This window comes from Roseixanthobacter liquoris, assembly GCF_043195135.2.
Lineage (GTDB): Bacteria > Pseudomonadota > Alphaproteobacteria > Rhizobiales > Xanthobacteraceae > NCEH01.
Genome location: NZ_CM195537.1, coordinates 292,328 through 304,471 on the forward strand (window position 1 = coordinate 292,328; position 12,144 = coordinate 304,471).

Here is a 12,144-nt window from a genome sequence, read left to right on the forward strand (position 1 = left end):
TCGCTCAAAGCCCCGCATCTATTGCAGCTTTGCCCAGGGATCGCGTCCAAAGTGTGACCCGGCGCGCAGGGATGGAGACCGCGCCGAGAGGCCCGCGCCCGCCCGTGAAAACGACGGAGCCGGCACCCGAAGGCACCGGCTCGGCCGAAGGGAGAGCTTAGGACGCCGCCGGCGGATCAGGAGCCGCCGGTGTTCAGCACCGTCACGGCGCGGCGGTTCTGCGACCAGCAGGAGATGTCGTTGCACACCGCCACCGGGCGTTCCTTGCCGTAGGAGATGGTGCGCATGCGCGCCGGGTCGATGCCGCGCGAGGCGAGATAGTCGCGCACGTTCTGGGCGCGGCGGGCGCCGAGGGCGATATTGTATTCGCGGGTGCCGCGCTCGTCGGCGTGACCTTCGATGATGAAGGTATAGCGATTGTACTGTTGCAGCCACTGGGCCTGGCGATCCAGCGTGGCGCGCGCCTGGGCCGAGAGATCGGTCTGGTCGGTATCGAAGAACACGCGATCCCCCACCGCCACCACGAATTCCTGCGGCGAACCGGGAGGCCCGCCGGCGCCGCCGGCTCCCGCCGCGTTCTGATCAGGATTATTGGCGCAGGCGGCGAGCGCCAGCGCGAACCCGAATAGAGCGGCGAACCGGAAGCCGCGAGCAAAACCAAAGAAACGCATTCCGGTGACTCCCTTCTCAACGCAAGCCGGAGACCTCGTGTAACAGCCGCTTTCTTAAGCGAAGGTTCCGCAGGCCCCGTCCGGCGTCCGCAGAGCGCGGTGGACCCCGCTTCGCGGGTCGCTACCGTCTCTCGTGGTTAATGCTTGGTGAGCGACGTCGACCGCAGCGGGACGCCGGTTTTTGAGATCCGGCGTCCGGCGGCGGCCGGCAGCCGGTCGCCCGTGCCGCGTGAGGGCGCATCCCGCATGCGGCGAATGCAGCAGTGGTGCGGGGCCGTGGCATCATGATGGCGAAGATGCGGGGCGCAAAAGGCGGGCTTGCCGCGCTTTTGGACATTTTCCGGAAATCGACCTCAAGCCCCTGAAATCGCGGCATTATCCTTAATATGGCGCGAAACCATGGGATACGTTTGCGCGCATCTGTGGCGCAAGGGCAACAGGGGGCGGGAGGATCGGCCGCGGGGAAGCGGCGCGGCGAAGGGCCTGGATCAGGACCGCAGCGGCGACCAGGCCGGATCCGAGGCGTAGCTCGGCGTCGGCACGCGCTGTTCGTTATAGCCCGTCACGTCGATGGTGAAGAGCTGCGGCCCGGCGGATCCGGCCGGGTCGCGGAAGAACATGATCACCCGCCCGTTGGGCGCGAAGGTCGGCCCCTCGTTGTGATAGCCTTCCGTCAGCACCCGCTCGCCCGAGCCGTCGGTCTTCATGACGCCGATGCCGAACCGCCCTTCCGCCTGCCGGGTGAAGGCGATGACGTCGCCGCGCGGCGACCAGACCGGCGTCGAATAGCGCGCATTGCCGAACGAGATGCGGCGCGCGCCCGAACCGTCGGCGCCCATGATGTAGATCTGAGAAGTGCCGCCGCGATCGCTTTCGAAGCAGATCTGGCGGCCGTCCGGGGAATAGCAGGGCGCCGTGTCGATCGCCGCCACGTCGGTGAGGCGGGTCGTGGTCTTCGAGCGCAGGTCCATGACGAAGATGTTGGAATTGCCGCCCTGCTGAAGGCTCATGATGACGCGCTGGCCGTCCGGCGAGAAGCGCGGCGAGAAGCTCATACCGGGGAAATTGCCGACGATCTCGCGCTGCCCGGTCTCGATGTTCAGGAGATAGACCCGCGGGTCCGACCGGCCATAGGACATATAGGTGATTTCCTGGCTGGTCGGCGAGAAGCGCGGGGTCAGCACCAGATCGTCGCCGCGCGTGAGATAGGTCACGTTGGCGCCGTCCTGGTCCATGATGGCGAGGCGCTTGATGCGCCGCTCCTTCGAGCCGCTTTCGTCGATGAACACGATGCGGGTGTCGAAATAGCCCTTCTCGCCGGTCAGCCGTTCATAGATGGCGTCGGCGATGATGTGGGCGACCCGGCGCCAGTTCTCCGGCTGGGTGAAATATTGCTGGCCGAGCAATTGCTGGCCGGCGAACACGTCCCACAGGCGGAACTCGGCCTTCAGGCGGCCATCGCCCTGGCGCGTGACGCGGCCGGTGACGAGGCCCTGGGCGTTGATCACCCGCCAGTCCTGGAAGCGCGGCGCCTGGTCGGGATTGGTGATGTTCTCAACGAACGCCTTCGGCTCGATGGGCGCGAACAGGCCGGAGCGCTTGAGATCGGCGCTCACCACCTGGCTGACGCCGCGCCCCACCTCGCCCTCGCCGATGAAGTCGGTGATGGCGATGGGGATCGGCTGCGGCGTGCCGGAGGTGATGTCCAGCTTCAGCGCGGCCCGGGCCGGTCCGGGGAGCCCGCCGAGGGCGAGGGCGGCCGCGGCGCCGCCCCCCGCCGTCACCAGGGCGCGGCGGGACAGCAGGGTGCCGGAGGCCTCGAACGGTGCGGGTCGCTTCAGAAGGGTCATTCTTTTCTCGTTTCGGCAGATCGGGTGCGGAACGCCTCAGCCACGGAACATGTCGCGCGGCGTGAAGGTCATGTCGATGGTGCGCCAGACCTCGTATTTCGAGGGCGGCAGGAAGGAATAGGGCGAGCAGCGGCGGATGGCGCGGATCGCGCTCTCCGCGAACGCGGGTCCATAGGGCGAGGCGGAGCCTTCGATCTGCACCGGGCTGCCGATGACCGACCCGTCCTGATTGAAGTTCACGCGGATCAGCACCTGCATGTCCTGCGCCTCGGCGGCGCCCACGGGCGGGTTCCAGCATTCGCGCAGGCGCGCCCGCAGCGCGTCCAGCTCGTTCTGAGTCAAGGTCGCGGCAACGCCGGCGGTCGCGCCGAGCGAGGCGGTGTGGGAAATGGCGTCGGCCGCCGCCGCGTTGCGCTGGGGCGTGCGCTTGTCCAGCAAGGCGGCGATCTTGTCGACGTCGAACTTCTGGTCGGTGGGCGTCTTGGCGTCGGCCACCTGCTTGGGCACTTCCTTCGGCGGATCTGGCTTCTTCGGCGGCATCGGCGGGGCCTTGGCCTCCTGCTTCTGCTCTTCCTTCTTCGGCTCGGCCTTCAGCGCCTCGTCCGCCTTCGGCTGCTCGGGCTTGGGCTCCGGCGGCTTCTCGGCCTTGGGCGGGGTCGGCGTGGGCTTCTGCTCCTCCACCTTGGGCGGCGGAGGCGGCGGCACGGCGGCGCTCGGCTGCACCTCGGCCTTGTCGGTGACCTTGAGGTCGGGATTGTCGGCGGGCTTGGGGGTATCGACCTTCTCGGCCACCACTTTCGGCGGCTCGGCCTTCTTGCCCTTCTGATTGCCCTTGGTGAGCTGGGACAGGTCGGAGGCGGAGATCACGTCCACCGCCACCGTCTCGGTGGGAGGCGCGTCAAAGGGTCTCGGGCCCGAGAAGGACACCAAGGCGAACACGAGGACGGCCCCGTGCGCAATGGATGATGCGGTTAAGCCGACGCGCATCCTGATCCTTCTCAACCCCCTTGTTCGACCTCGGTCACCAGCGCGACCCGCTTGAATCCGGCGCCCGAAAGGCGGCCCATGACGCGCATCACGGTGCCGTAGTCCACCTTCTTGTCGCCGCGCACGAAGATGCGCTCGTCAAATCCGTTCTTGGCGATGGCCTGGAGCTTCGCCACTAGGTCGTCGAGCTTGATCTCGGTGTCCTGGATGAAGATCTGGCCCTTGTCGTTCACCGAGATGGTCAGCGGGTCCTTGTCCTGGTCCACGGACTTGGCCTGGGTCTGCGGCAGGTCCACGGGCACGCCCACGGTCATCAGCGGCGCCGCCACCATGAACACGATCAGCAGCACCAGCATGACGTCCACCATGGGCGTCACGTTGATTTCCGCCATGACGGAGACCCGGCGCCGGCGCGAGCGCCGTCCTTGCCATCCCCCCGCGCCGCCTGCCGACATGCCCATGGCGCGTCCTCAGCCCCGTTCGTCGATCTGGCGCGACAGGATCGCCGAGAACTCGTCGGCGAAGCCTTCGAGACGCTGCGCCTGCCGGCCCGCCTGGGAGATGAACTTGTTGTAGAAAATGGTCGCGGGAATGGCCGCAACGAGGCCCATCGCTGTCGCGAACAAGGCTTCCGCGATGCCCGGCGCCACAACCGCGAGGCTCGTGTTCTTGGACGCCGCGATCGACTGGAACGAGGTCATGATGCCCCAGACCGTGCCGAACAGGCCGATGAAGGGGCCGGCGGAGCCCACCGTCGCCAGCACCAGCAGCCGGTTTTCCAGCCGCTCCATCTCGCGGGCGATGGTCACGTCCATGACCTTCTCGATGCGCTGGTTCAGACCGGCGAAGGAGCGCGCGCCGCCCTCATAGGTGCGCTTCCACTCCCGCATGGCCGCGACGAAGATCGCCGCCATGGCATGGTTGGGCCGCCCGGCCAGCGAGCGATAGAGATCCTCCAGGCTCTGGCCGGACCAGAAGGCCTGCTCGAACGTATCCATGGCGCGCCGGTTGCGGCCGAAGGCCAACGTCTTGTCGATGATGATCGCCCACACCCAAACCGACGCGGCGACCAGGCCGAGCATCACCAGCTTGACGACGATATGGGCCTGCATGAACAGGCTGATGAGCGATATGTTCACGCTCGGCGCATCGAGGGCGCCGCTCGCCACGGGAGCGGCCAGGGGCGGAGCATTGCCCGTTCCCTGGGCCAAAGCGGTGGCGCAGGACAGGGCCAGCAGCGCCGCCGTCGCAAGGAGGAGCCGCTTCATCGGCCGCACCGCGCGTTCTCGCCAGACATCATCTCATATCCTCGGCTTCGCTCGGCGATGCAGCATGACCTGCACCGTCGGCGCCTGCGGCTTGCGTTTTCCAGAGTGACGGGTCCTTTGACCGGCGGACTCTGTCCAAACTTTGACCGCGCTGGATTTTCGCCGCGCCGCGGCAGATCGCGCGACGCTGCGACAGAGAACACACGATCATGCTTAAGGAAGCGTTAGCGCTGCGCTGCAACGTCCTGCGCCGCACGCTCCGCGTCGGCCAGGGTCGCCAGGCGCAGGGCATCGGGAATGCGGCGCGCGCGCCCTTGGGATACAAAGGCCACGCGGACATTGGCCGAGACCAGAAGCTCGCCGTTCCGCCGCACGCTCTGGCCCAGCATGATGGAGGCGCCGGCCACTTCCTTGGACAGCGTCACCACCTCCAGCACGTCGTCGATGCGGGCGGGTTTCAGGAAATCGAGCTGCATGGAGCGCACGACGAAGTGAAAGCCGGGCGCTTCCGCGGCGGCTTCCGCGAACAAGGCGCCCTGCGCGACCCCCAGCAGGCGGATATAATCGGAGCGGCCGCGCTCCATGAATTTCAGATAATTGGCGTGGTAGACGATGCCGGAGAAATCGGTGTCCTCGTAATAGACCCGCAGGACCAGCGCATGGCCGCCGGGAATGAGGCGTCCCGAGAGATGGGGATATGCCTCCAATTCACCCGGTGCCGTCGCGCGTTCGCCGCTGATGTCGTTCTTCATGCCGTCTCTCTCGCCGTTGCGCCGATCAGCCCCTGCGCCCCGCCGCATGCGCGGGACGGCGACAAGACCTACTCTTCCTCGTCGAACAGAGGCAAGGCGGAGGATGGTCGCTGCGGCTCCGGCAGGCCGAGATGGCGATAGGCCCCGGAGGTGAGCATGCGGCCGCGCGGCGTGCGCTGGATGAAGCCCTTCTGCACCAGGAACGGCTCGACGATCTCCTCGATGGCGTCGCGCGGCTCGGAGAGCGCCGCCGCCAGCGTATCCACCCCCACCGGCCCGCCGGCGTAGAATTCCGCAATCACGTTGAGATAGCGCCGGTCCATGGCGTCGAGCCCGGCGCTGTCCACCTCAAGCGCTGAGAGGGCGCGATCGGCGATGGCGCGGTCGATGGTCTCGACCTCGGCCACCAGAGCGAAATCGCGCACCCGCCGCAGCAGGCGGCCGGCGATGCGGGGCGTGCCCCGCGCGCGCATGGCGATCTCCCGCGCCCCGTCCGCCGCAATCCCGATGCCGAACACCCGCGCGCCGCGCGAGACGATGAATTCCAGCTCCTCGACCGTATAAAAGCCGAGCCGCACCGGAATGCCGAACCGGTCGCGCAATGGCGTGGTCAGGAGCCCGGAGCGGGTGGTCGCGCCGACCAGCGTGAATTTCGGCAGCGAGATCTTCACCGAGCGCGCCGCCGGCCCCTCGCCGATCACGAGGTCCAGTTCATAATCCTCCATGGCGGGATAGAGGATTTCCTCCACCGCCGGGGACAAACGGTGGATCTCGTCGATGAACAGGACGTCGCGCTCCTCAAGATTGGTGAGGATGGCGGCAAGATCCCCCGCCTTGGCGATCACCGGACCGGACGTGGAGCGGAAGCCCACCCCCATTTCCCGCGCCATGATCTGGGCGAGCGTGGTCTTGCCGAGGCCCGGCGGGCCGACGAACAGCACGTGGTCCAGCGCTTCCTGGCGGGCGCGCGCGGCCTTGATGAAGATTTCCAGGTTCGCCCGCGCCTGCGCCTGGCCGACGAAATCGGCGAGCCGCTGCGGCCGCAGCGTCGTGTCTGCGGTATCGTCGTCGCGCTTTTCCGGCGTCAGGAGGCGTGGGTTCATGGAATCGGTCGAGACTCTTTCAGGCGTGTGCGAAAGACTCTAGGAGGCCGCGGCCATCCTGCCTAGGTTTCTGTCTCCTGCCCCAGGGTCAATCGAAGCCGGCCCCTGCTGGCCGGTCCTCGCAGAGGAGCCGCCATGAGCGCCACCATCCGCCCGTTCCTGATGTTCGAGGGCAAGGCCGAGGAGGCCATGACCTTCTATCTGTCACTGTTCCCCGGCAGCTCGGTCGGCGAGGTGCGCCGCTACGGGCCCGAGGGCCCGGGCCCGGAGGGCTCGATCCTGACCGCGCTCTTCACGCTCGCCGGGCAGGAGGTGATGTGCACCGACAGCTTCGTGGCGCATGCCTTCACCTTCACGCCGTCGTTTTCCTTCTTCGTCACGTGCGAGAGCGCGGAGCAGATCGAAAGCCTCGCTGCCGCTCTCCTGGCCGACGGTGCGGCGCTGATGCCGCTGGATGATTACGGATTCAGCCGGAAATTCGCCTGGCTCAAGGATCGCTACGGCGTGTCCTGGCAGCTCAACCTGCCCTGATCATTTCGCCAGCTCGCGCAATCCCAGGCGGATCAGCGTCTCGGTCGTCGCCCCGTCCCCGCCGCCGCGCACCGCCGCGGCGATGGCCGCCGCCGCCTGGGGCTGGCCATAGCCGAGATTGGTGAGGGCGGAGATGGCATCCGCCACCGGCGCCGCCACCCGCTCGCCCGCGATCTCGCCGGCCAGCTGGGCGAGCGCCGGATCGAGCCCGGAGAGCGCCGGCGTCTTGTCCTTCAGCTCGGTGACGATACGTGTCGCGACGCGCGGGCCGACGCCGGGCGCGCGCGCCACCGTCGCCTTGTCGCCCAGCGCGATGGCCTGCGCCAGCTCGGCGGGGCGCAAGGTGGAGAGCACGGCGAGCGCGGTCTTGGTGCCGATGCCCTGCACCGCCTGCAACAGGCGAAACCATTCACGCTCTTCCTCGCTGACGAAGCCGAACAGGCGGATCTGGTCCTCGCGCACGAAGGTTTCGATGAACAGCACCGCCGCCTCTCCCGCTCGCGGCAGGCCCTGGAGCGTGCGGGCGGAGGCATGGACGAGATAGCCGACGCCGTGCACGTCGAGGATCACATGGTCCTCGCCCTGGCTGTCGATGACGCCCTTCAGCTTGCCGATCATGATGGAGCCTTCACGCGCCCGTGCCGCTCAGCGACGCCCAGAGAAAAACCAGGGTGGCCACGACCCCGAGGCCGGTGCGCACCATATGCAATTGCCCCCAGCAGGCGATCAGATGGGCGCTGTCCGCGCCGGCCTGCGCCTCCGCCGTCGCCATCAGGCGGCGATTGGTGGGCAGGATGGCGATGAGCGTGAAGGGCCAATTGGCCAGCATCAGCACGCCGCCGGCCATCCAGCGCCACTGGCCCGAAACGGCAAAGGCGATTGCGCCCAGCACGAAGCCGAGCAGCGCCAGGCTCGCCTGCATGGCGAAGCCGCGCTGATAGGCGGGCTTCCACTGGCGCAGTTGCGCGGCCGGATCGAGCTGCGCCCGCGCCGGCTGTTCCGCCACGTTGATATAAAAGGCGGCACCGGCAAACAGCGCCGCGTCCACCAGAGCAAGCTGCCCCCACACCATGCCATTCCCCTGCGTCGTGGCCGCATCGGCCTTCGCCTCGCAGCATTCTACAGCGCCGCGCGCCGCAGCGCAGCGGCGCCGCGATGGTGCGCATGGGTGATGGCCACCGCCAGGGCGTCGGCGGCGTCCTCTGTCTGCGGCGTCGCCTTGGGCAGCAGCACGCCGATCATCATGCGAATCTGCGCCTTTTCCGCCCGGCCGGCGCCGACAACGGTCTTCTTCACCAGGAGTGCGGCATATTCGGCCACCGCGAGGCCGGCCTGGGCGGGGGCGAGCATCACGACGCCGCGCGCCTGCCCGAGCTTGAGGGTGGAGGCGGGGTTCATGTTCACGAACGTCTCTTCCACCGCCGCCTCGTCGGGCGCATGGGCGGCGACCACGGCGCATAATTCCCGGTAGAGCGTCGCCAGCCGCACCGCCATCGCCGCGCCCTCCGGCGGCAGGATGGTGCCGCAGGCGATGAAGGAGAGGCGCGAGCCTTCGGCCTCGATCATCCCCCAGCCGGTCCGGCGCAGGCCGGGATCGAGCCCGAGGATGCGAATCGCATGCTGTTTCATTCGCTCACCATGCGCGAGGCGCGTCCGCGCCGCGAGGGGGGACGCGCGGACCGGCGAAGGGCGCCCCGTCTTCGGGCGCCTGCCGGCATGTCGCCGCAGGGCCGGCACGCCGCCGCTGCGGTGCGGGGATAAGCCCGGCCGCCGGCTTTGGCGGGCCGCCGGATCTGGCCTAGCCGCTGGATTTGGCGGAGACGGTGCGCGGCGTCGCCTCGTCCGGAGCCGCCTGGTTCCATTCCGGCTTGCTGGCAATGGTATTCGCAGCCTCGTCCACGACGCCGGGGGTAAAGGCGATCATGGCCGCCTGCGCCCGCCGCAGGGTTTCCGCGTCCGCCCGGCCGACGATATCGTCGCGCTTGCGGGCGCTTTCCGAATCGCCCTGGTTCGCGGCAAGCGCAAACCATTTCCAGGCCTCGCCGAGGTCCGGCGCGCCGCCGAGGCCGCGCGAATAGATCACGCCCAGATTGTGCTGGCTGTCGCGCAGGCCGAGATCCGCCGCCATGCGGAACCAGCGGATGGCTGCCGGCCAATCGGATTTTCCGTCCACGCCCTCGGAGGCCAGCACGCCGAGATTGTGCATGGCCCTGAGGTTTCCGCGATCCGCCGCCCAGGTGTAGAGTGCGCGCGCCTGCTCGACGTCACGATTGGTATATTCATAGAGGCTGCCCAGCTGATAGGCGGCGGGCACCGACCCTTTCGAGACCGCATAGGACAGCCACTTCACCCCGTTCACCGGGTTCATGTCCGTGCCTTTGCCATCCACGTAGCGCATGCCCACCTCATAGGCGGCGGCGGCATTGCCGCCGAGGGCAGCGGCGCGCAAGGCGGGCGCGCCCACGGGTGGCGGCAGATCGCCGAGCGCCGGGGCATTGACCGGCGGCGGGGCCTTGGCGACGGCACGGGATACCGGGGCAGTCGCGGCCGGGGCGCTCACGCTCGCCCGTGCTTCCAGGTCCTGCGCGATCCGGGTGAAGGAGCCGGAGACGGACTGCCCCATGGAATGGGCGAAAGTGGAGATCGGACCGGCCAGTTGCGCGGCCCCGAGAATCACAATGCCGAGGGCGGCGGCGCCGATCGCCACGCGGCCGGCGGCGGGAATGCTCGGGCGCTTTCGGTCGGCCGCGGCGCGCTTGCGCGAGGTGCGACGGGCCATCCGGATGGCGCGATCCTCGCGACGACCGAACAGCGATCCCTTCCCGACCAGCGGGCGGCGCGCCGAGCCAGTCTGCGGCTCGGCCTTGGCCGCAGGCGGCTCGGGGAACGGCGCCCAATCTTCGTCCCGCATCTCGTCGGCGGCATAAGGGTGCGGCCGCAGGTCGGAGAAATCCGCCGCGTCCAGGGCGCCGTCGAACACCGGGCGGGCGCCGTCGAAGCGCGTCGGCTCACCGTCCGGGGCGCGGTCCATGTGTGGCGCGTAATCCGGGTCCGGGTCCGCCGGGCGATGAGGCGGGCGCACCATTTCCTGTTCGGCAAGGTCGCGCAGGCCCAGTTCCGCCTCGGCGGCGAAGAAGTCCTGGGTGCGGCGCTCGAAATCCTGTTGCCGCGCCTCCAGGGCGGCAAGGCCGCGCTTCAAGCCGATCACGGCCGGCGCGTCGTCGCGGGCGGAAAGGCGCATCGCCACCGCCTGCACCGCCTCGGCGGACACGTCGGCGGAGGCGTAGCGGAAGCGTTCCAGCTCTTGCGTCAGGCCTTGCAGGTTGGCTTCGATGCCATCGAGCCGCGCCTGATGCTCGGCGCTGACCTGAACCCGTTCGGCGAGCACGGCCACATGGCGTTCCAGGGCATCGGCGAGCGGCTGAAGGGTCGCGGCCTGCGGCCCGCCGTTCTGGTCCAGGCGCTCCAAAAGCACGGCGACCTTTTCCGCCAGCGCGGCGCCGCCGCCGACGGCGCCCACCTGTTCCGACAGGTCGGTGAGCCGCGCGGTGAGGTCCGCGAGCTGCTGCTGGATGGCTTCGCCGGTCGAATCGGCGGCGGGCGCTTCGTCCAGGCGGGCGATCAGGTCGCGCGTGGAACGTTCCATGGCCGCGCCGGTCACGGCGATGCGCTGGACCACATCCTCGCCGACCCGCAGGAGATCGGCGCGGGACGCGGCCCCGAGGCCGGCGAGCGCGCCGCCCTCTTCCAGCGCGCGCGCCACCAGATCCTTCAGTTCCGTGATCTGCGCCTGCAAGCGGGACAAGGCCTCCGGATCGACCGCCCGGCTGTTGAGCAGGTCCACCTTGCGGCTCAATCCCTCCATGGCGGCGGCAAGCCCGTCGCCGCTCTCGCCATCCGAGAGGAGGCCGAGGCACAGCTTGATGTCGTTGAGATCGGCGGCGAGGCGCGCCGGCTCGATGGCCTGCACCTCGCTCATCTGGCCGTGCAGATGGGTCAGGGCGCGGCCGATTTCCCGCACCGCGGCGCGGGGCGCCGTTTCGCGTAGGTCCTCGCGCAGCCGCTCCACCTCGGCGCGCAGCGTCTCGATGGCGGAGGGCGCAAACAGATCGTGCGCGCCCTCGATCCGGCGACGCAGATCCCCCACGGGATCGGGCTCATCGGCCCGCTCGACGCGGAACTTTCGGGCGGCTGTTTCCAAACGGTCCATGCCCGCCTCCTGCGGCTGGGATGGGGCGAAGCGAAGCGCAACGCCGGGACAAGAAGTTCCGAATCTTTGACGCGGTTTGGTAAACGGTGGGTTAAAGCCCGATTTTGCAGGGATTTGGCGAGAGAAGTAACGGTTACTTTCCCTAAGGGAGCCTGCAACCTTCTCCCTGGGTGAGCCCGTGTTCCCTATGTTCGCACAAGGGTCGAGGGCGCCGGTCACATCGCGGTACGCCGGATGTCGGTTTGTCCTTCGGTCTCAAATCACCTTGCAGGCCTTGGTCGTAGACTGGCGCGATTGCCGTCCTCGATCGCGACCACCTTCAGGAGAGTGTGCATGGACGCAAACGGTTTCGAAATTCGCGAGAACATCGCGCAGACCGACCGGACCTTCGGGGCCGCCAATGTCTTCACCATCGGCGACCTGTCCCGCGAATTCGGTGTCACGTTGCGCGCGCTGCGCTTCTACGAGGACAAGGGCCTGCTGAGCCCGCGTCGCGAGGGGCTTGCGCGGCTTTATTCCGCGACCGACCGTGATCGTCTCTCGGTGATCCTCAAGGGGAAGCGTCTCGGCTTCACGCTCGCCGAAATCCGCTCGCTTGTGGCGGCGCATGAAGGGCAGAGCGTGCAGGATCTCGCGCTCACCCGCGACCGCTGCCTCTCCCAGCTCACGCAGCTGGAGCGCCAGCGCGCCGAGATCGAAGCCGCCATCACCGAATTGCGCGAAACCGCGGACCGGCTCGCCGCCTGATCGGCGGACGCCCGCGTTTCTGTGG

The 12,144-nt window shown here is 68.4% G+C and carries 13 protein-coding genes; 2 read left to right on the top strand and 11 right to left on the bottom strand.

Annotated elements, in window-relative coordinates; all coding sequences use genetic code 11:
• Positions 1–176 precede the first annotated feature (176 nt).
• The 7 genes from pal to ruvB all read right to left on the bottom strand — a co-directional run bounded on the left by pal (position 177) and on the right by ruvB (position 6,631).
• Positions 177–671, bottom strand: coding sequence for a peptidoglycan-associated lipoprotein Pal (gene pal / locus V5F84_RS01315; protein ID WP_394045379.1), 495 nt, complete (start codon positions 669–671; stop codon positions 177–179).
• 488 nt (positions 672–1,159) lie between these two features.
• Complete coding sequence (tolB, locus tag V5F84_RS01320) at positions 1,160–2,521, bottom strand: Tol-Pal system beta propeller repeat protein TolB (protein ID WP_394045377.1); 1,362 nt, start codon at positions 2,519–2,521, stop codon at positions 1,160–1,162.
• A 36-nt stretch (positions 2,522–2,557) separates the two neighbouring features.
• On the bottom strand, positions 2,558–3,508 hold the full coding sequence (gene tolA / locus V5F84_RS01325; protein ID WP_394045375.1) for a cell envelope integrity protein TolA: 951 nt from the start codon (positions 3,506–3,508) through the stop codon (positions 2,558–2,560).
• 11 nt (positions 3,509–3,519) lie between these two features.
• Positions 3,520–3,969, bottom strand: coding sequence for a protein TolR (gene tolR, locus V5F84_RS01330; protein ID WP_394045372.1), 450 nt, complete (start codon positions 3,967–3,969; stop codon positions 3,520–3,522).
• Between the two features lie 9 nt (positions 3,970–3,978).
• The gene (tolQ, locus tag V5F84_RS01335) at positions 3,979–4,776 is read right to left on the bottom strand and encodes a protein TolQ (RefSeq protein WP_348845896.1); all 798 of its coding nucleotides are present in this window, start codon (positions 4,774–4,776) and stop codon (positions 3,979–3,981) included.
• Between the two features lie 224 nt (positions 4,777–5,000).
• Positions 5,001–5,528 carry a tol-pal system-associated acyl-CoA thioesterase gene (gene ybgC / locus V5F84_RS01340; RefSeq protein WP_394045370.1) on the bottom strand — a complete coding sequence of 176 codons (528 nt, stop codon included), beginning with the start codon at positions 5,526–5,528 and terminating at the stop codon, positions 5,001–5,003.
• A gap of 68 nt (positions 5,529–5,596) precedes the next feature.
• On the bottom strand, positions 5,597–6,631 hold the full coding sequence (gene ruvB, locus V5F84_RS01345; RefSeq protein WP_394045368.1) for a Holliday junction branch migration DNA helicase RuvB: 1,035 nt from the start codon (positions 6,629–6,631) through the stop codon (positions 5,597–5,599).
• A 135-nt stretch (positions 6,632–6,766) separates the two neighbouring features.
• Between ruvB and V5F84_RS01350 the strand changes: the two genes are divergently transcribed.
• Complete coding sequence (locus tag V5F84_RS01350; RefSeq protein ID WP_394045366.1) at positions 6,767–7,162, top strand: VOC family protein; 396 nt, start codon at positions 6,767–6,769, stop codon at positions 7,160–7,162.
• On the opposite strand, the gene ruvA is transcribed toward V5F84_RS01350, so the two are convergent.
• The 4 genes from ruvA to V5F84_RS01370 all read right to left on the bottom strand — a co-directional run bounded on the left by ruvA (position 7,163) and on the right by V5F84_RS01370 (position 11,372).
• On the bottom strand, positions 7,163–7,780 hold the full coding sequence (ruvA, locus tag V5F84_RS01355; protein ID WP_394045364.1) for a Holliday junction branch migration protein RuvA: 618 nt from the start codon (positions 7,778–7,780) through the stop codon (positions 7,163–7,165).
• A 10-nt stretch (positions 7,781–7,790) separates the two neighbouring features.
• Positions 7,791–8,234, bottom strand: coding sequence for an anthrone oxygenase family protein (locus V5F84_RS01360; protein WP_394045362.1), 444 nt, complete (start codon positions 8,232–8,234; stop codon positions 7,791–7,793).
• 47 nt (positions 8,235–8,281) lie between these two features.
• Entirely contained in the window at positions 8,282–8,791 is a 510-nt protein-coding gene (ruvC, locus tag V5F84_RS01365; protein ID WP_394045360.1) for a crossover junction endodeoxyribonuclease RuvC, read from the bottom strand.
• Positions 8,792–8,960: 169 nt separating this feature from the next.
• A complete protein-coding gene (locus tag V5F84_RS01370) occupies positions 8,961–11,372 on the bottom strand; it encodes a hypothetical protein (RefSeq protein ID WP_394045358.1) in 2,412 nt (803 codons plus the stop codon).
• A 333-nt stretch (positions 11,373–11,705) separates the two neighbouring features.
• Between V5F84_RS01370 and V5F84_RS01375 the strand changes: the two genes are divergently transcribed.
• Positions 11,706–12,119: a MerR family transcriptional regulator gene (locus V5F84_RS01375; protein WP_394045356.1), complete on the top strand. Its 414-nt coding sequence runs from the start codon at positions 11,706–11,708 to the stop codon at positions 12,117–12,119.
• Positions 12,120–12,144: the final 25 nt, after the last annotated feature.

What these genes read in the sequence shown, in the direction of transcription:
- tolR (WP_394045372.1), bottom strand. Translation starts at nt 3,969, where the DNA reads ATGGGCATGTCGGCAGGCGGCGCGGGGGGATGGCAAGGACGGCGCTCG.
- pal (WP_394045379.1), bottom strand. Translation starts at nt 671, where the DNA reads ATGCGTTTCTTTGGTTTTGCTCGCGGCTTCCGGTTCGCCGCTCTATTC.
- tolA (WP_394045375.1), bottom strand. Translation starts at nt 3,508, where the DNA reads ATGCGCGTCGGCTTAACCGCATCATCCATTGCGCACGGGGCCGTCCTC.
- ruvC (WP_394045360.1), bottom strand. Translation starts at nt 8,791, where the DNA reads ATGAAACAGCATGCGATTCGCATCCTCGGGCTCGATCCCGGCCTGCGC.
- ybgC (WP_394045370.1), bottom strand. Translation starts at nt 5,528, where the DNA reads ATGAAGAACGACATCAGCGGCGAACGCGCGACGGCACCGGGTGAATTG.
- V5F84_RS01350 (WP_394045366.1), top strand. Translation starts at nt 6,767, where the DNA reads ATGAGCGCCACCATCCGCCCGTTCCTGATGTTCGAGGGCAAGGCCGAG.
- tolB (WP_394045377.1), bottom strand. Translation starts at nt 2,521, where the DNA reads ATGACCCTTCTGAAGCGACCCGCACCGTTCGAGGCCTCCGGCACCCTG.
- ruvB (WP_394045368.1), bottom strand. Translation starts at nt 6,631, where the DNA reads ATGAACCCACGCCTCCTGACGCCGGAAAAGCGCGACGACGATACCGCA.
- V5F84_RS01370 (WP_394045358.1), bottom strand. Translation starts at nt 11,372, where the DNA reads ATGGACCGTTTGGAAACAGCCGCCCGAAAGTTCCGCGTCGAGCGGGCC.
- ruvA (WP_394045364.1), bottom strand. Translation starts at nt 7,780, where the DNA reads ATGATCGGCAAGCTGAAGGGCGTCATCGACAGCCAGGGCGAGGACCAT.
- V5F84_RS01375 (WP_394045356.1), top strand. Translation starts at nt 11,706, where the DNA reads ATGGACGCAAACGGTTTCGAAATTCGCGAGAACATCGCGCAGACCGAC.
- V5F84_RS01360 (WP_394045362.1), bottom strand. Translation starts at nt 8,234, where the DNA reads ATGGTGTGGGGGCAGCTTGCTCTGGTGGACGCGGCGCTGTTTGCCGGT.
- tolQ (WP_348845896.1), bottom strand. Translation starts at nt 4,776, where the DNA reads ATGAAGCGGCTCCTCCTTGCGACGGCGGCGCTGCTGGCCCTGTCCTGC.